Origin of the sequence: Micromonospora sp. MA102 (genome assembly GCF_025460765.1) — a bacterium.
GTDB lineage: Bacteria > Actinomycetota > Actinomycetes > Mycobacteriales > Micromonosporaceae > Micromonospora > Micromonospora halotolerans.
Genome location: NZ_JAMWEG010000002.1, coordinates 383,748 through 401,378 on the forward strand (window position 1 = coordinate 383,748; position 17,631 = coordinate 401,378).

Consider the following 17,631-nt stretch of genomic DNA (forward strand, 5'->3'; position numbering starts at 1 on the left):
CCGTCTCGTCGCGTCGATCATGAAGTTGGCGGCGATCTCGATCTCCCTGAGCGCCGCCAACTTCATGATCAATCGGGCGGAAGGGGCTGGGAGTCCGTCGGGGGTTCGCCGGCGTCGAGGACGGCCTGCGTCCAGCCGCCCTCGATGACGCCGGTGGCGTCCAGCACCGCCCAGTCGACGACGTCGGCGGCCTCCACCACGACCGGGGCGCCGATCCGGACCGTGGGGTCGCCGGCGGCGTCGCTGGCGCTCGCGCCGACGATCCGCTCCGGGGTGTCCCACGAGGTCACCCCGGCCCACACGTACTCGGGGCCGTCGTCGCCCGGCAGCCCGTACTTGACCACGAGCTGGCTCTCGGCGGGGAGCAGGCCGGCCAGGAAGCGGGACCGGATGTCGTCGAGCGCGGCCCGCGCGGTGGCGACGGCCCGGCTCATCGCGTCGCCGGAGCGGGCGTACCGGACGTCGGGCTGGATGCCGTTGAACAGGGTCGCGCAGGCGGCGGCGAAGTAGCGGCCGGGCGGCCCCGGGTGCCCGGGCGGCGGGTTGAGGGTGAGGAACGAGTCTGCGTCCGGGTCGGTAGCCGGGTCCAGTTCCAGCCGCAGCAGCACGGGCGCCGTCGCGCCGTGCTGCTCCGGATTGCCGTACGCCACCGCGATGTCGTGCCCGGTCACCGTGGCCAGCACCGGGAGCTGCACGAACGCCGGCACCTCCTCGCCGGACAGCCCGTCGGTCCAGTCCCGCAGCAGGCGCCGGGCGGCCCCGGTCATCACCGCGCCCCAGGCCCGGGTGAGGTGGTCCGGCACGCCCTGCGCCTGGAGCTCCAGCAGCCCGAAGCGGCGCAGTCCCTTCGTGGTGAACCACAGCCCGTCGGCGTCCGACGAGTAGGGCACCAGCACCCAGTCGACCAGCCGGATCCGGCCGTGCTCGTCGGGGAGGGACCGCAGCGCCGCGGCCGGGTCGAGGAACTGGAGCCCGAAGACGTCCACCACGTCCCCGTCGACCGTTTCGGCGACCGCCGCGGCCACCGCGCGGGCCGCCCACTCGTGCGCCGGCGGCCAGCCCGGCCGGTATTCGGCCTGCACCACGACGAGGTGCGTGGCGGCGGCCAGCCTGGCCAGCTGCGGCTCGGTCGCCCCGAACGCGGTGAGCAGGTCCGGCGGCAGCTCCGGGAACTCGCTGACCGGACGGGTGTCCACGGTCATGAGCGGGCTGTCCAGCATCTGCCGGGCCAACCCGTGCACCGGCTCGGCGAGCCGGCCGGCCAGCCGCTCCACGGCGGTTTTCGGGCTCACCTTCGGCAGCCCGACGAGCGGCACCAGATAGGTCGCGTCCAGCGACTCGGGCACCGGTACGGGCAGGAAGTCGTCCGTGATGAGCATGCCGTCCCCCTCGACCGTGCCGGTACACCTCGCCTGAGAACGCTACCCGCCCGGACGGGTGGGGCTCAGGCGGACAGCACCAGTCCCAGGTAGGACAGCGTGGTGACGAGCTCCACGAGGGCGCCGAGCACGTCGCCGGTGATCCCGCCCAGCCGGCGTACCAGGTGCCGCAGCAGCCCGGCCGCGACGGCGAGCGCGGCCAGCACGGCGAGCGGCCCCTGCCACGGGCGGCCGGGCACCGCCGGCACGGCCAGCAGCGCCACGGCGGCCGTGCCGGCCACCAGCGCGACCGGACCCACCGTGCCGGCCACCAGCGCGCCCAGCCCTTCCGGCCGGGCGGCGGGCACCCCGCGCCGGCAGGCCAGCGCGACAGCCAGCCGGCCGGCCGCCGTCGCCGCGACGACCGCCGCGAGCGCCGCCGGCCGCGACCGCCCGGCCAGCTCCGCGAGCACCGCCGCCTGGAGCAGGAGTACGACCACCAGCGCGACCACGCCGAACGGCCCGACGTCCGGCTTCTTCATGATCTCCAGCGCCGCCGGCCCGCGCCGGTAGGAGCCGAGCGCGTCCACCGTGTCGGCCAGCCCGTCCAGGTGCAGCCCCCGCGTGAGCAGCGCGCCCAGCGCGACGGTCACCCCGGCGGCGACCAGCGGGGGCGCGACCGCCGCGGTGAGCAGCAGCATCGCACCGAGGACCGCGCCGAGCAGCGCGCCGATCGCCGGGGCCAGCGCCATGGCGGCGCCGGCCGCGGCCCGGTCCACCCGGCCCGCGCGTACCGGCGCCGTGGTGAAGGTGGTGAGCGCCAGCCGGATCCCGTCGCCGAGCCGGAACTCAGTCGGCACGTCGGCCGGGGGCGACCGGCTCGTCCGGCCCGACCGTGGTGGGCCTCGGGCCGGCCGGTTCGGGCTCGCTGAAGTCCGGCTCGGGTCCGGTGGTGACGGGTCCGGGCCCGGCGGGCTCCGGCTCGGTGAACTCCGGCTCGGGCCCGGTGCTGGCGGGTCCGGGCCCGGCGGGCTCGGGCTCGGTGAAGTCCTCGTCGTCCCCGCCGCCGAGCGCCGGGTGCACGGGCAGGCCGGCGGCGAGCGACAGGGCCGAGCGCAGCAGCGGCAGGGCGGCGAGCGCGGTCGCTCCCTCGCCCAGGTCGAGCCGGAGGTCCAGCAGCGGGGTCAGGCCCAGCACGTCGGCGGCGAGCCGCACCCCGGGCCGGCCGCCGTGGTCGGGCAGCAGGCACCAGTGCCGGGCCTGCCCGGCCAGGTCGCGGCTGACCATGCCGGCGGCCACCCCGACCGGCCCGTCCAGCAGCACCGGGACGCGCCGGGCGGTCGCGCCGAGCAGCACCCCGGTGGCCACCGCCACGTCACCGCCGCCCAGCTCGGCGAGCACGTCCTTGGCCTCGCGGGCGGAGCGCCGGGTGCGGTGCAGCGCGTCGCGGACGGCGGCGCAGCGGACCATCCAGGCGGCGTCGTCGAACTCGCCGTGCTCGGTCACCACCCGGCCGAGCACCGCCGGGGGTTCCGCGCCGGCCGTGGCCGCCAGCACCGCCGCGGCGGCCGTCTCGGTGCCGGCCCCGCACGCCGCGAGCACCAGCAGCTGTACGCCCGCGTCGGCGGCCTGCTCGGCGAGCCGCCAGCCGTAGCGCAGGGCCGCCTCGACCTCCTCGCCGCCGAGCGCCGGCCCCTCCTCGATGGGGGCGGAGCTGGGCGTCTCCACCACCTGGAGGCTCGCGCCGTTCTCGGCGGCCAGCCGGGCGAGGGGCCCCTTGCCGGCGCGCGCCTGCCGGGCGCGGCGGGCCGACTCGCCGGGCACCGCGCCGGCCGACGCGCCGCCCTCGTGGTCGCCGTGCAGCAGCAGCACGCGGACCGAACCCCACGGCGTCGGGGTCGCGGTGCCCTGGGTGGCGGCGGCGAAGCCGACCACCCGCTCCAGCACACCCAGGCCGGCGCCGGCGATGTCCAGGGTGGCCAGCCTGTCGACCGCCTGCGGCCCGGTGTAGTCGTCGGGCATCGGTAGTTCCATGCCGGGCTGGATGACCAGGCCGGTGGCGACCATCGGCAGGGCCATGGTCGGCGCGGCCCAGTCGGCGGGGCCGGCCGTGGCGGCCGGGGCCGGGGCCGGCGGAACGGCGGGGGTGAGCACCTCGGGCAGCGCCTCGTCGGGCACGCCGGCCGGTGCGGGGGCAGCCGGTGCGGGACCGACCGGCGCGGGGCCGGCTTGTGCGGCGCCCGCTCGTGCGGGGGCGGCCGGTGCGGCGCCCGCCTGCGCGGGGGGAGCGGCCGGCGGCTTCAGCCAGGCGGTCTGCCCGGCCACCACCAGTGCGACGGCGTCGCAGGCCTCGGCGACCGCCCGGTTGGTCGCGCCCAGCGCGTCGGTGAACGCCCGGCCCAGCGGCGTGGTCGGCACCAGCGACAGGCCCACCTCGGGGCTGACCAGCACCAGCCGGGCGGCGCTGGCCCGGACGGCCGCGGCCAGCTCCGCGATGGTGGCCGTGTCGTCGGCCGGCTGGTGCGCCGGATCGAGCAGCACCGTCACCCAGCCGCCCAGGTCGTCGACGAGCAGCGTCTCGTTCGGCCCGGCCGTCGCGATCACCTCGGCCAGGCGGCCGGGGTCGGCGGCGGTCTCCTCGGTGGTCCAGCTGCCGGGCCGGCGGGCGCGATGCGCCGCGAGGCGGGTCGCCCACTCGGTGTCCTCCGGATCCCCCTCGGGGGCGGTGGCCACGTACCGGACCGTGGGCGCGTCGGCGACCACCGACTCCGCGAACTCCGACTTGCCCGAGCGGATACCGCCGAGCACCAGGAGGGTGTTCCACCCGTCTACGGACATGCCCGTACCTTAAGGCCGCCCGGCGGGTCGCCGCCCGCCGGCCCGGGGGCTCAGTCGCAGTGCTCGAACGCGCTGCCGTAGCTGGCCCCGCCGGCCGACCCGCCCCACTTCACGCAGGCCCCGGCGGCGCTCGCCCGCACCGGCCCGGCGTAGTAGCGGTAGGCGCCGCTCTCGGTCTGCCGCGCCTTGCCCTGCACCTCCAGGTACGCGGTCACCGTGGTGGCCTGCCCGACGTCGGTGTCCTTGAGGGTGACCACGCAGTTGGTGCCGCCCGCGGTGCTGTAGAGCAGGTAGACCCGCCCCCTGCGAACCCCGCCGGCGGTCAGGGTCGCCGAGTCGATCACCTGGTAGCCGCTGCCGCACGCCTGCGCCGCCGTGTACGGGTTGGGCTTCTGCGGCGCGGCCGTGCTCCCGGTCGGCCCGGGCGCGCCGGTGGTCGGCGCCGGGTCACCGGCCGACGGGCCGCCCCCGCCCGCCGCCGGGCGGCTCGGCGTGGTCGACGGCGACCGGCTGGGCTTCCCGGTACGGCTCGGCGTCGGCTCCGCGCTGGCGCCGGCGCTCGTCGACTCGTCCGGCTGCCCGGGGTCGGCGACCGCGGACTCCCCGGTCAGCGCGGCCGGGCGCTGCCCCGGGTCCGGGTCGTCGGGGGAGTGCAGCACCGCCACGACCACGGCGGTCAGCACGGCGACCAGCACCACGCCGGCCGCACCGGCCAGCGCCAGTGCCCGCCCGCGGCCCCGGCGCTCCGCCGGCTCCTCCAGCGTCGGCGGTTCGGCCGACCCGGCGTGCCGGTCCCGCAGCGACCCGTGGCCGGGCTCCCCGCTCGCCTGCGCGACGCCGGCCGCCCAGACCGGCCCGGGCGCGGAACCCGGCGCGGAACCCGGCCCGGGAGCCCCGGGGACGGGCGCGGGCACGGCGGAGGCGTGCCCGGGAGCGAACACGGGACGGCCAGCGGGCGGCGGACCGGCGGGTGGCTGGCCGGCAGGGGACTGGCCGGTCGACGGCTGGCCGGCCGGTGGCGTCGCCGCGGGCGGGTCCGGGGTCGGCGCCGGGAGGACGGCCGGGCCGGGCACGGCGGGACCCGCGACCGCCCACGGCGGGCGGGGCGGGGCGGGCAGCCGGGCCAGGGTGGCGTCCCGGGCGTCCTGGGCGGCCTCGGCCAGGGCGAGCGCGCTCGGGAACCGGTCCGCCGGACGCTTCGCCAGCGCGCGGCCGACCACCTCGACCACCGCGGGGGGCGTGCCCACCAGCGGCGGCGGCTCGTCCTGGACGTGCCGCATGGCCACCTGGAGGGGGTTGTCGCCCTCGAAGGGCGGCCGCCCGGCCAGGCAGTAGTAGGCGACGGCGCCGAGCGCGTAGACGTCGGTGACCGGCGACACCGGCTGCCCGGCCGCCTGCTCCGGCGACATGTACGAGGCGGTGCCGAGCACCATGTGCGCGGCCGTGATGCCGGCCATGGTGCTGGCCCGGGCGATGCCGAAGTCGACCAGCACGACCGTGCCGTCCCGCTTGACCAGCAGGTTCCCGGGCTTCACGTCGCGGTGGACGATCCCGGCGAGGTGGGCGGCGTGCAGGGCGTGCGCGGCCTGCCCCACCACCGACATGGTGGACGCCGGGTCGAGCCGGCCGGCGCGCCGGATCCAGGTGACCAGCGGCTCGCCGTCGACGTACTCCATCACGAGGTAGCTGACCTGGCCGCCGTCGGCGAGGGTCGCGGAGCCGAAGTCGTGGACCTGCACGATGCCGGGGTGCCGCAGCGCCGCCAGCATCCGGGCCTCGGCGTGGAAGCGGGTGGTGAACTCGGGATCGGCGACCAGCGACGGCAGCAGCACCTTCACGGCGACCTCGCGGCTCAGCAGGGTGTCGGTGCACTTCCAGACCGCACCCATGCCGCCCGTCGCGATGCGTTCGCCCAGCCGGTAGCGATCGCTGAGCACCACTCCTTGAGTCAGCACCGAGCCACCGTACCGGCCGGGCGACGGGCATGATCCATGGCGGCCGGGCCGTCCCGCGTCCGGCCGACTAGGCTTGCGGGGGTTTCCGTCCCAGGGCGACGGCGGCGAGGGGAGACGCGGCATGGCGTGGAGCTGGCGGTACGAGGGCACGAACGGCGCATCGGTCGACGGGCCGGGTGAGTCGTTCCCCAGCCAGGCGGACGCCGAGTCGTGGATCGGCCAGGCCTGGCGGGAGCTCGCGGGGTCCGGCGTCACCTCCGTCGCGCTCCTGGAGGACGACCGGGTGGAATACCGGATGAGCCTGCTGCCCCCGGCCGAATGACGGGCTACGACCGCCCCCGCGACCCGCTGGTGCTCGGGGTGCCCCGGGCGGCGTTCCGGCCCAGCCCGATCTTCCTCGCCCTGGTCGCGATCTTCGTGGCCAGCGGCGTGATGGCCTGGAACGGGTTCGGCAGCGTCCGGTTCGACGTCTTCCTCTTCGTGGTCTCCGGCTGGCTGGTCTCGCTCTGCCTGCACGAGTACGCGCACGCCGTGGTCGCGTACCGGGCCGGGGACCGGGACATCGCGCACCGCGGCTACCTGACGTTGAACCCGCTGAAGTACACGCACCCGCTGCTGTCCATCGTGCTGCCGGTGGTCGTGGTGCTACTCGGCGGCATCGGCCTGCCCGGCGGCGCGGTGTGGGTCGACCGGCACGCCATCCCGGGCCGGCTGCGGCACACCCTGGTCAGCCTGGCCGGGCCGGCCACCAACGTGCTGTTCACCCTGCTGCTGGTGCTGGCCGTGCGGGTCGGCATCGAGATCGGCGGCCCGCTGGAGTTCTGGGCCGGCGTGGGGCTGCTCGCGTTCCTCCAGCTCACCGCCAGCGTGCTCAACCTGCTGCCGGTGCCCGGCCTGGACGGCGGCAACATGATCGAGCCGTGGCTGTCCCCGCAGTACCGGCGGATGTACGCCCTGTTCGCCCCGTACGGCTTCATCCTGCTGTTCGCGCTGCTGTGGAGCCCGCGGATCAACGGGTGGTTCTTCAGCGCGGTCTTCTCCGTCGGTGACCTGCTCGGCCTGCCGCCCCAGCTCTACAGCCTCGGGTGGCACCTGATCCGGTTCTGGGAGGGCTGACCTCCCGAGCCGGGAGCCGCCGCGCAGCGGCGGGACGCTTCCCGCCGCGCGTACCCCCGAGGGGTCCCGGGCCGGCGCGGAGGCCGCGCCGGCCCGGGGAGAGCGTCACGGACGCTGCGCCGGGCTCTCGGTCTTCGCCGGGTCCCGCTCGGTGACCGGCTCGACGATCTCGTCGATCGCCTTGAGCAGGTCGGCGTCGAGCTTCACGCCCGCCGCCTTCACGTTGTCGTGCACCTGCTCCGGCCGGGACGCCCCGACGATCGCCGAGGAGACGTTCGGGTTCTGGAGCACCCACGCGACGGCGAGCTGCGGCATGGTCAGCCCGGCCTGCTCGGCCAGGGGCTTGAGCCGCTGCACCCGGGTGAGCACCTCGTCGGTCATGAACCGGGCGATGAAGCCCGCCCCGGACTTCTCGTCGGTGGCGCGGGAACCGGCCGGCGGCGGCTGGCCCGGCAGGTACTTGCCGGAGAGCACGCCCTGGGCCATCGGCGACCAGACGATCTGGCCGACGCCCAGCTCCTCGCTCGTGGGGATGACCTCGGCCTCGATGACCCGCCACAGCATCGAGTACTGCGGCTGGTTGGAGACCAGCGGGATGCGCAGCTCGCGGGCGAGCCCGTGCGCCTCCCGGATCTGCGACGCCTTCCACTCGGAGACGCCGATGTAGTGCGCCTTGCCGGAGTGCACGATGTCGGCGAACGCCTCCATCGTCTCCTCCAGCGGGGTGCTGTAGTCGTAGCGGTGGGCCTGGTAGAGGTCGACGTAGTCGGTCTGCAGGCGGCGCAGCGAGCCGTTGATCGACTCCATGATGTGCTTGCGGGACAGGCCCCGGTCGTTGCGGCCCGGCCCGGTCGGCCAGAACACCTTGGTGAAGATCTCCAGCCCCTCGCGCCGCTCGCCCTTGAGCGCGCGGCCGAGCACCTCCTCGGCCTTCGTGCCGGCGTAGACGTCGGCGGTGTCGAAGGTGGTGATGCCGGTGTCCAGGGCGGCCCGCACACAGGCGGTGGCGGCCTCCTCCTCGACCTGCGACCCGTGGGTGATCCAGTTGCCGTACGAGATCTCACTGACCAGCAGGCCCGAGCGGCCTAGGTGTCGGAATTCCATGCCCCGACCCTAGCCCTGCCCGATCATGGTCGCCGCGCGGCGCGGCGGGGTGTGACGCTCCACCGGGCTGCGGGGCGTCTCCCCGCCGGTGCTCACGCCCGGAGCGTCAGAGCACCGGGCTGGTGTCGGCGAGCAGCCGGTCGATCTCCGCGACCACGGCGGCCCGCCCCGGGTGCACCAGGTCGATCAGCAGCTCACCCCGCCGGTCCAGCGCACCCCACCGGCCCGACTCGTCGGCCACCAGGAACGCCACCGGATGCACCACCAGCGACGGGTACGCCGGCGGGACCAGTACCCGCCCGGTCCGGTCCACCACACCCCGGCGACCGGCCAGCTCCACCCCGGCCAGGCCGTCCTCGGTGAAGCCGTCCACGTCCCGGCCGTCCGCCAGCGCCGTGCGGAGACCGTGGTACCGGGTCGGCACCACCACCTGGCCGGTCCGGTCCACGGCACCCCAACCGCCGTTCTGCCGCACCGCCGCCAGGCCGCCCCGGAACGGCCGCACGTCCTCGTAGCCCGGCGGGATCTTCACGATGTTCGTCCGGTCGACCGCCATCCACCGGCCCTTGCCGTCCATCGACACCCACGACAGCCCCTCCGAGAACGAGCCCACCGCCCGGTAGCCGTTGTTCGCCTCGATCAGCGCCGCGCCGGCCGTGTCGACCAGCGCCCAGCGGGACGCCTCCGGCCGGCGTACCCACGCCAGGCCCTCGCGGAACGGCTGCACCTCGGCGTACCCGTGGGCGATCACCAGCTCGCCCTCGGCGTCCGCGTACCCCCAGAGCTCCTGCTCCTCGTCGAACGTCGGCACCGGGTGCCGCTCGCCGCCCAGCAGCGTCTCCCGGCTGCGCGGCTTCGGCCCGAACCCGCCCGTCGCGGCCCGCTCGGCGACCGCGTCCAGCGCCATCGTGGTCCGCGCGTTCAGCTCCCCGTCCTCACCCTGGCGCAGGTCCAGCGCCCGCTCGAAGTGCAGGCAGGCCTCGGTCAGCCGGCCCTGGTCGTAGCAGGAACGGCCCGCGTGCTCGTGCAGCACGGCGCGCAGCCGGTCCGGCAGCTCCGGCGAGTTGGCCTCCGCGAAGAGCCGGTCCGCCTCGGCGTACTCGCCCCGCCAGCGCAGCACCTCGGCCAGCCGGGCGCGGGCCAGCGCGGTCCGCCGCAACTCACCGGTGGCCTCCGCGTACGTGAGGGCGAGTCGCCCGTCGGCCACGGCGTCGTCCAGCTCGCCGAGGATCCGCGACGCCACCGAGCGCAGGCTGAGCAGCCGGGCGCGGCTGCGGTTGTCCAGCGCGCTGCCCAGCTTGGTGGTGAGGCCGTCCCGGATCTCCCGCAGCGCCGCCGGGTCGGGCGCCTCCTCGCGGAGGGTCTCCGGGTGCAGCCGCCAGCGGACGGCGGCCAGCGCCTGCTCCGGGTCGGCCGGGCGGGCCTCCCGCCGTTCGATGTCGGCTTCCTCGCCGGCAGGCTCCCCGTCGGTCGCCTCCGGGTCGGCGGCTGCCTCGTCGGTCGGTCCGGTGGTGTGCGCGGTTGGGGCAGCCCCGGTCGGGGTGGGTTCGGCGGAGTCCTCGGCCGGAGTGGTCGGCGCCGGTTGCTGCGCGTCCGGCACGGCCGGCGGACCCGGGACGGGATCCGGTTGACCGGTGGCGGCGGCCGGCTCGTGCGGTGTCGCGGCGGTCTCCGGCCGCGCGGCTGCCGGTGCGGCGTCGTCCGGTGCCGGTGCCGCCGGTTCCGGCACGTCGGTCTGTTCCGGCTTGCGCGGCGCGGGTGCCACCTGTGCCGGCATCCCGGTCTGGTCCGGCGTCCCGGTCTCGTCCGGCGTCCCGGTCTCGTCCGGCGTCCCGGTCTGACCCGGCACGCCGGGCTGGGCCGGCACCTTGGTCTGCGCCGGGGCGGGCGGCGCGACCGCCGTCTCTGCCGACACCCCGGCCTGGTCCGGTGTGCGCGGTGCGGGAGCCGGGGCGGCGCCGGAGGGCGCGGCGTCCTGAGTGGTTTCCGCCGGCACGGCGGCCTGGGCCGGCGGGTGCGAGTTCTGGCCCGCCGGCGCGCCTTCGGCGGTCCGTGCGGGGCCAGCGGCCTCGGTGGCCTGCCCGGCCGGAACCGCCGGGGCGGCGGCGGCCGGCTCCGGCGTGTTCGGCCCGTATGCGGAGTGCGGCGGGACATCGGGGGCGGGCGGCCCGGAGACCGGCACCACGGCACCGGCGGCGAGGGATCCGGCGAGGCTCGACGCGGGCGCTCCGGACACCGGGTTGGCCGCGTCCGGCGCGGGTCGGCCGGAGGAGGCGGAGGCCGGCGTGGCCGTAGCCGGGGCCGACGCGGCGGGGTCTGGCGCGTGCGCTGCCGGGACGGGTGCGTCGGGGTTCGCCGCGGGCGCTGCGGAGACCGGTGTGGCGGGGCTCGGCGCAGCCGGGACGGGCCCGACCGGGGCCGGCGCCGGTCGGGCAGCGGGTGGTGCGGTGTCGCCGGACGGCCCGGCGACCGGTGGGGTCCACGGCGCCGGAGCGGGTCGGTCCGGCGCGGCCGCCTCCGGACAGTGCGCCACACGAGCCTCGGGCGCCGGGTCGGACAGCTCCGCGGTCCGCCGTGCGGCGGGCGACTCGGCGGGACCGGCCGGGGCCGGTGCCTCCGCGTGCGCGGGATCGGAGGTCTCCGTCGGAGCGGCCGGCGACACCGGCCCGCTCGCCCGGAACCAGGCCTCCGCGTCACCGTCCGCCCGTTCGGCCGGCCGCGTCGCCGCCGCGTCCTGCAGCCGGCCGGCGACCTCGCCGAACCGGGCGTCCCCGTCGTCGCTGACCGGCGTGGACGCCGGCCCACCCGCGCGCGGCGCTCCCGGGCCGGCCGGCGTGGTCGGCCGGCCGTCGTCCGTCGGCCTGGCGGCCCCGGCGGGCGTGCGCGGACCGGAGGCGCCGCCAGCCCCGGTGTCCTCGGCGGGCACGGTCGGGCCGACGGTGTGGTCCGGCCGGGCGACTCCGGGCCCGGGGTAGGCGGGTGGTGCGGGTCGGGCCGCTTCGGTCGCTGCCGGCCCCTGGGCGGGTCGGACCTGTGGTGGTGGTGCTGTCCTGCCGCCGTCCGCCGCCGGCTGGACGGTGGGATAGGCGGGCGGGGCGGCGGTGGGTCCTGCCGGCCGGTCGAACCGATCGCCCGGCACCGGTCGCTCGCCGGGGACGGCGGGCCGGCCAGAAGCGGGCGGGCCGGACACGGGCGGGTCGGACACCGGCCGCCCGGGGACGGGCGCCTCGAAGACCGGCGGTGCGGAGACGGGCGCCCCCGACACGGGCACGCCGGAGACGGGCGCGTTCGCGATCGGTGCGCTCGGCACGGGCGCGGCCGTCAGCGGTGGGCTCGACACGGGCGTTGCCGGCAGCGGCGCGCCCGACACGGGCGTGACCGTCAGCGGTGGGCTCGACACCGGCGTGACCGGCAGCGGCGCGTTCGACACGGGCGTTGCCGGCAGCGGCGCGCCCGACACCGGCATGGCCGGCAGCGGCGCGCCCGGGATGGGCTCCGCCCGGCGCGGGTCCGGTCGACCCGCGCCGGGCGGCTCCACCGGTGGCCGCCGGCCGTCGTCGGGCCGGGTCGGCATGGCGGGCTGACGCCACTCGTCCGGCCGCGTCGGCGGCACGGGCCGCTGGCGCGCGTCGTCGGGGCGTGGCGGAGGCGGCGCCATCGGCCGGTCCGGCCGCTCGCCGGGTCGGGCCGGGGCGGCCGGCATGGCCGCCTCGCGTCGCTGGTCGGGGCGCGTACCGGGCTGGGGCTGCTGGCTGACCTCGTCGGGCCGCACCGGCCGGTCCCGCAGGTCGTCCGGACGGGCGCGCGCGGCCGGCTCGACCGGAGGCCGCCAGCCGTCGCCCGGACGGGCCGGTGCGGGCTCGCCCGGCCGCCCCTGCCACCCGTCCGGCTGGGGGTGGAACTCCGGCCTGGGCCCGGCGGAGTCCGGCCTGGGCCCGACCGGGTCAGGACGCGGACCGGTGGAATCCGCGCGCGGCCCGACCGGCTCCGGACGGGGGCCGACCGAGGCAGGGCGCGGCCCGGCGGAATCGGCGCGCGGCCCGACCGGCTCCGGGCGGGGCCCGACCGATTCGGGGCGCGGGCCGGTGAACTCGGGGCGGGGACGGACCGGCTCGGACCGGCCGTTCACCGGTTCCGGACGACGACGGGTCGCCTCCGGTGGTGGGCCGACGACGTCCGGCCGCGGGCCGCCCGACTCGGAGCGGCGGCCGTCGTAGCGGGCCGCCTCGTCCACGGGGCGGCCGGGGCGGGCGTCCGGGCCCGGCCGGTCGACCGTCGGGCGGTGCCGCTCGTCGGGCCGGTACGCGGGTGGCTCGGTGTGCGGTCGCCGCTCGACGACCGGCCACTCGCCATGGTGGGGACGCGCGCGGTCGCCCGGAGGGCGCTGACCCTCCCGGCGCTCCTCGGGCCGGAACGCGGCGGGACGCGACTCGCCGTACCGGCCCGGCTCGGCGCGGTACGGGTCCACGGGCCGGCGCCCGGCCTCGGGCGCCTCCCGGTACGTCTCGGCCCGCGCGGCCGCGTCCCGGCGCGGCGGGCCGTCGTGGCCCCGGTCCGGTTCCCGGCGTGGTCCGTCGAAACCGCGGCCCGGCTCGCCGCGCGGCGGTCCGTCGAGCCCGCGGCCCGGCTCGCCGCGCGGCGGTCCGTCGAGCCCGCGGCCCGGCTCGCCGCGCGGCGGTCCGTCGAGCCCGCGGCCCGGCTCGCCACGCGGCGGCCCGTCGAGACCCCGGGCCGGCTCCCGGCGCGGGCCGGCGGAACCGCGATCCGGCTCGCCAGTCGGCGGCCCGTCGTAGCCCCGACCCGGCTCGCCACGCGGCGGCCCGTCGAAACGTGGCTCGCCCGGCTGGCGGAAGTCCGGGTTCCGCCCGCCCGGGCGGGCCACCCCGGCGTCGCGGCGGCCGGGAAGGTCCTGGTCCCCCCGACCGGGCATGTCCTGGTCATGCCGGCCGGGGTCAGCCTCCCGCCGACCCGTTCGCCCGTCGAACGCCGGATCCCGCCGGCCGTCGAAGGCCGCCTCCCGGCGATCGTCGTACCTCGCCTCCCGGCGGCCGTCGAGTCCCGGCTCGCGCCGGCCGTCGAACGCCCGGCGGCCGTCGAACGCTGGCTCGCGCCGGTCCACCGGGCCGTCCGGCGGCAGGCTGGCCCGGCTGTCCGCCGGCGCGCGGCGCTGCTCCGGTCGGCCGGATCGCGGCGGGTGGTGCGGATACTCCTCCGGCTCCGGTACCCAGCCGGGCTCCGCGGCGGGGGAGACCGGCCGGTGCGGCGCCGTCCCGCGCGCCGACTCCGGGCGCACCCACCGCTGGTCGAACCGGTCACCCGGCGCCCCGCGCCGCGGACCGTCCTCGGGTCGCCGCCCGTTCGCGGCCGGCCGCCCACCGCGCCGACCATCGAGGTCATCCGGTCCGGCGGGGCTGACGGGGTAGGTGCCGCGCCGCCGGTCGTGGTCGTCGGGTCCGGCGGGGCTGACGGGGTAGGTGCCGCGCCGCCGGTCGTGGTCGTCGGGCCCGGCGGGGCTGACGGGGTAAGTGCCGCGCCGCCGGTCGAGGTCGTCAGATCCGGCGGGGCTGACCGGGTACGTGCCGCGCCGCCGGTCGAGGTCGTCGGGCCCCGCCGGGCTGACCGGGTACGCGTCCTCGCCACCGGGCGCGGGGCTGACGGGTTGCACCTCGGCCCGGCCGACCGCCGAGGCCCGGCCACGTGGTGCCGGTGGGACCAGGTACTCGAGTCCGATGTCGCCCGGATAGCGCTGACCGGGGAACTGCGGACGCCACTCGTGGGTGGGTTCGGCCGCCCAGGAGGGCTCGGCCAGCTCGCGCCAGCGGTCCCAGCCGCTCATCGGGGGACCCTGTCGCCGCCCGCGCGGCGCGGCCCCGGGGCCGGCTCGCGTCGCTCGCTCACGGCGATGTCACCTCGTTGGAAATTGTCGCGCTGGGCGCCCTTCGTGCCGGTAGAGTCGCCCGGTCCAGCACGTCGTGGCTGCGGAAGGAGGGTAGCGGCGTGGGCTCTGTCACCGCCACTGTGGCACCGCCCACGGATCCAAACGTTACCCGATGGTTTCGGACATTCGGCGCGATAGCCGCCTCCGGTTTTCGGCGCCATGCCACCTACCGGCAGGCCGCCGTGGCGGGGGTCGTGACCAACACCGTCTTCGGTTTCCTGCGCTGCTACATCTTCCTCGCGGTGGCCGGCGCGGCCGGCACGGTGGCCGGCTACGACCGCGCCCAGCTCGGCACCTTCGTCTGGGCGGGGCAGGGGCTGCTCGCGGTGATCGCGATCTGGGGCTGGACCGACCTGGCCGACCGGATCCGGACCGGGGAGATCGCCGCCGACCTGCTCCGCCCGGTGCACCCGGTGACCAGCTACCTCGCCACCGACCTGGGCCGGGCCGGGTTCGCCTCGCTGGCCCGGCTGCTGCCGCCGGTGGTGATCGGCCCGTTCTTCTTCGCGGTCTACCTGCCCCGGCACTGGGCCACCCTGCCGCTGTTCGGGCTGTCCGTGCTGCTCGCCGTCGTGGTGTGCTTCGCCTGTCGCTACCTGGTCAACGCCACCGCGTACTGGTTGGAGGACGTCCGCGGGCCGATGATCCTCTGGACGCTGGGGTCCGGCGTGCTGGCCGGCCTCTACTTCCCGCTCGGCTTCCTCCCGGGCTGGCTGGAGGCCACGCTGCGGTACGCCACCCCGTTCCCCAGCCTGCTGCAGGTCCCGCTGGACGTGCTGGTCGAGCGGGAGCCGATGCCGACCGAGCTGCGCCTGGTCGGGCTCCAGGTCGGCTGGGCGGTGCTGCTGCTGGCGCTCTGCCGGCTCGTGCAGCGGCGGGCCGAGCACCGGCTGGTGGTGCAGGGTGGCTGAGCCGGGCGCGCTGCGGGCGTACCGGGCGCTGCTCGGTGCGCAGGCCCGGTCGCAGGCGTCGTACCGGACCTCGTTCGCCGTCGACCTCGTCGGCAACATGGGCGCCACCGTGTTCGACGTGATGACCGTGCTGGTGCTCTTCGGGGTGACCCGGGAGCTGGGCGGGTTCACGCTCCGCGAGACCCTGGTGGTCGTCGGCCTGTCGTCGTTCGCGTTCGCCACCGCCGACCTGCTGGTCGGCAACATCGAGCGGCTGCCCCGCTACGTACGTACCGGCCTCTTCGACGCGGTGCTGGTCCGGCCGCTGGCCGCGCTGCCCCAGCTGCTCCTGATGGACCTGCCGCTGCGCAAGGTCTCCCGGGCGGTCTTCGGGCTGGCCGTGCTGGTGTTCGCGCTCGCCTCGGCCGGCATCGCGTGGACGCCGGGCCGGGTGGCGCTCGCGCTGGTCGCCCCGCCGGCCGCGGTGGTCTTCTTCGCCGCGGTCTTCGTCACCACGGCCACGGTGTCGTTCTACTGGATCGACTCGGGGGAGCTGGCCAACTCGGTCACCTACGGCGGGCGCGACTTCACCTCGTACCCGGTCACCGTCTACGGCGGCTGGTTCCGCGCGCTCTTCGCGTACGGGATGGGTTTCGCCTTTGTCAGCTACCACCCGGCGCTGGCGCTGCTGGGCCGGCCCGACCCGCTGGGCCTGCCGGCCTGGGTCGGCTGGGCCTCGCCCGGCGTCGCGCTGGTCGCCGCGGCGGTCGCCGCAGTGGCCTGGCGCGTCGGGATCCGCCACTACCGGAGTACGGGGTCATGAACGTCATCGAGATGGACGGGCTGCGCAAGGAGTTCACCGTCCGGGTGCGGACCGGACGGCTGCGCCGGGAGAAGCGGACGGTCACCGCGGTCGACGGGGTGGACCTGCGGGTGGAGCGGGGCGAGATGCTCGGCTACATCGGTCCGAACGGCGCCGGCAAGTCCACGACGTTGAAGATGCTCACCGGGGTGCTGATGCCCTCGGCGGGCCGGGCCCGGGTCTGCGGGCTGCGGCCGGTGCCCGACCGGACCCGGCTGGCGCTGCGCATCGGCGTGGTCTTCGGGCAGCGCTCGCAGCTCTGGTGGGACCTGCCGCTGCGGGACTCGTTCGCGCTGCTGCGGCACGTCTACCGGGTGCCGTCCGGCGAGCACGCGGCCCGGTTGGCCCGCTGCCGGAGCCTGCTCGACCTGGACGAGTTCCTGGACACCCCGGTCCGGCAGCTCTCGCTGGGCCAGCGGATGCGCGGCGAGTTGACCGCCGCCCTGCTGCACGGCCCCGAGGTGCTCTTCCTGGACGAGCCGACCATCGGGCTGGACGTGGTCAGCAAGCAGGCGGTCCGCGGCTTCCTGGCGGAGCTGGGCCGGGCCGGCGACACCACCCTGGTGCTCACCACCCACGACCTGGCCGACATCGAGCGGCTCTGCCGGCGTCTCGTGGTGATCGACCACGGGCGGGTGGTGCACGACGGCTCGATCGCCGCCCTGCACAGCCGGTACGGCTCCCGCCGGATGGTGGTCGCCGAGCTGGACGCCGCGCTGCCCGCGCCGCCGGTGCTGCCGGGCGCGCCGGTGCAGCGAGTGGAGGCGGACGGGCGCCGGCTGGTCTTCGCGCTGGAGTCGGCGAGTGTCGCCGAGGTGGTGGCCGGGCTGGCCGGCCTGGCCACGCTGCGGGACATCTCGATCGTGGAGCCGGACATCGAGGAGGTCGTGGCCCGGCTCTACCGGGCCCCGGCCGAGGTGGGCTGAGCCGGCCCGGTCAGATCTTGTCGCCGATGTTCACCTGGGGCGCCGGGGCGCGCATCTTGCGGAACGTGATCGACCGCATGATCGCGTAGAAGTAGAGCGAGCCGAGCCGTTCGGTGCTCTTGGGGAAGCGCTCGCGGACCAGCTTCTTGATCTTCCGGGTGATCAGCACCGAGTCGATCACCACGCCGAGCGCCAGCGCGCCCCACAGCACGTTCGACAGCAGCCGGACGATCGGCGGCATGGCCTGGTTGGAGCCGAGCAGCACGATCAGCGCGCCGCCGAAGAACCAGGTGCCCACCGTGCGCCGGGAGTCGACCACGTTGCGGGCCAGCAGCCGCTCGGGGCCCCGGTCGCGCGGGCCGCCCTCACGCCGGAACTCGGCCGCGGACTCGGCGCGCGCGGCGCGGCGCTGCTCCCGGGCCTCCTCCTTGGTCAGCGGACGGGCCGGGGCGGCCGGGCGGCGACCCGCGGCCGGCCGCTTCGGGGTGGTCAGCCCCAGCTCCTTCTTGCTCGGGGTGTAACCCCGGGGCTGGGCGGCGGCGGACGCCTCGTCGGTCGTCACCGGGGTGACGGACTCCTCGACGAGGTCGGTGGGCTTGCGACGAAACAGCGACGGCACGCGGCAAGGGTAGCCAAACAGCCGC

General features: G+C 77.1%; 12 protein-coding genes. 5 read left to right on the plus strand and 7 right to left on the minus strand.

Annotated elements, in window-relative coordinates:
• Positions 1–68: 68 nt before the first annotated feature.
• The 4 genes from NFX44_RS05215 to NFX44_RS33220 form a co-directional block, all read right to left on the minus strand.
• Positions 69–1,379, minus strand: a complete 1,311-nt coding sequence (locus NFX44_RS05215; RefSeq protein WP_262282342.1) for a DUF2314 domain-containing protein — start codon at positions 1,377–1,379, stop codon at positions 69–71.
• Positions 1,380–1,444: 65 nt separating this feature from the next.
• Entirely contained in the window at positions 1,445–2,218 is a 774-nt protein-coding gene (locus NFX44_RS05220; RefSeq protein WP_262282343.1) for an adenosylcobinamide-GDP ribazoletransferase, read from the minus strand.
• A complete protein-coding gene (locus NFX44_RS05225; RefSeq protein ID WP_262282344.1) occupies positions 2,208–4,196 on the minus strand; it encodes a bifunctional adenosylcobinamide kinase/adenosylcobinamide-phosphate guanylyltransferase in 1,989 nt (662 codons plus the stop codon). Before NFX44_RS05225 ends, NFX44_RS05220 begins: the two co-directional genes overlap by 11 nt.
• Before the next feature lie 50 nt (positions 4,197–4,246).
• The gene (locus NFX44_RS33220; RefSeq protein WP_315974567.1) at positions 4,247–6,151 is read right to left on the minus strand and encodes a serine/threonine-protein kinase; all 1,905 of its coding nucleotides are present in this window, start codon (positions 6,149–6,151) and stop codon (positions 4,247–4,249) included.
• A gap of 121 nt (positions 6,152–6,272) precedes the next feature.
• Here NFX44_RS33220 and NFX44_RS05235 point away from each other — a divergent pair, with 121 nt between their 5' ends.
• Together NFX44_RS05235 and NFX44_RS05240 are read left to right on the plus strand one after the other, a co-directional pair.
• A complete protein-coding gene (locus tag NFX44_RS05235) occupies positions 6,273–6,473 on the plus strand; it encodes a hypothetical protein (protein ID WP_262282345.1) in 201 nt (66 codons plus the stop codon).
• Positions 6,470–7,267 (plus strand): site-2 protease family protein, encoded by a 798-nt coding sequence (locus NFX44_RS05240; protein WP_262282346.1) that lies wholly within the window; start codon positions 6,470–6,472, stop codon positions 7,265–7,267. The genes NFX44_RS05235 and NFX44_RS05240 overlap by 4 nt, the downstream gene beginning before the upstream one ends.
• Before the next feature lie 105 nt (positions 7,268–7,372).
• Here NFX44_RS05240 and NFX44_RS05245 read toward each other — a convergent pair whose 3' ends face one another.
• Positions 7,373–8,371 (minus strand): aldo/keto reductase family protein, encoded by a 999-nt coding sequence (locus tag NFX44_RS05245; protein ID WP_262282347.1) that lies wholly within the window; start codon positions 8,369–8,371, stop codon positions 7,373–7,375.
• Between the two features lie 106 nt (positions 8,372–8,477).
• The gene (locus NFX44_RS05250) at positions 8,478–14,207 is read right to left on the minus strand and encodes a WG repeat-containing protein (RefSeq protein ID WP_262282348.1); all 5,730 of its coding nucleotides are present in this window, start codon (positions 14,205–14,207) and stop codon (positions 8,478–8,480) included.
• A 161-nt stretch (positions 14,208–14,368) separates the two neighbouring features.
• Between NFX44_RS05250 and NFX44_RS05255 the strand changes: the two genes are divergently transcribed.
• From NFX44_RS05255 to NFX44_RS05265, 3 genes are read left to right on the plus strand one after another with little or no spacing between them, the layout of a single operon-like run.
• A complete protein-coding gene (locus NFX44_RS05255; RefSeq protein ID WP_315974568.1) occupies positions 14,369–15,220 on the plus strand; it encodes an ABC-2 family transporter protein in 852 nt (283 codons plus the stop codon).
• The gene (locus NFX44_RS05260) at positions 15,213–16,022 is read left to right on the plus strand and encodes an ABC transporter permease (RefSeq protein WP_262282350.1); all 810 of its coding nucleotides are present in this window, start codon (positions 15,213–15,215) and stop codon (positions 16,020–16,022) included. The genes NFX44_RS05255 and NFX44_RS05260 overlap by 8 nt, the downstream gene beginning before the upstream one ends.
• The gene (locus tag NFX44_RS05265; protein WP_262282351.1) at positions 16,019–16,987 is read left to right on the plus strand and encodes an ATP-binding cassette domain-containing protein; all 969 of its coding nucleotides are present in this window, start codon (positions 16,019–16,021) and stop codon (positions 16,985–16,987) included. The genes NFX44_RS05260 and NFX44_RS05265 overlap by 4 nt, the downstream gene beginning before the upstream one ends.
• A 10-nt stretch (positions 16,988–16,997) precedes the next feature.
• Here NFX44_RS05265 and NFX44_RS05270 read toward each other — a convergent pair whose 3' ends face one another.
• Positions 16,998–17,606, minus strand: coding sequence for a DUF3043 domain-containing protein (locus NFX44_RS05270; RefSeq protein ID WP_262282352.1), 609 nt, complete (start codon positions 17,604–17,606; stop codon positions 16,998–17,000).
• Between the last annotated feature and the right edge of the window lie 25 nt (positions 17,607–17,631).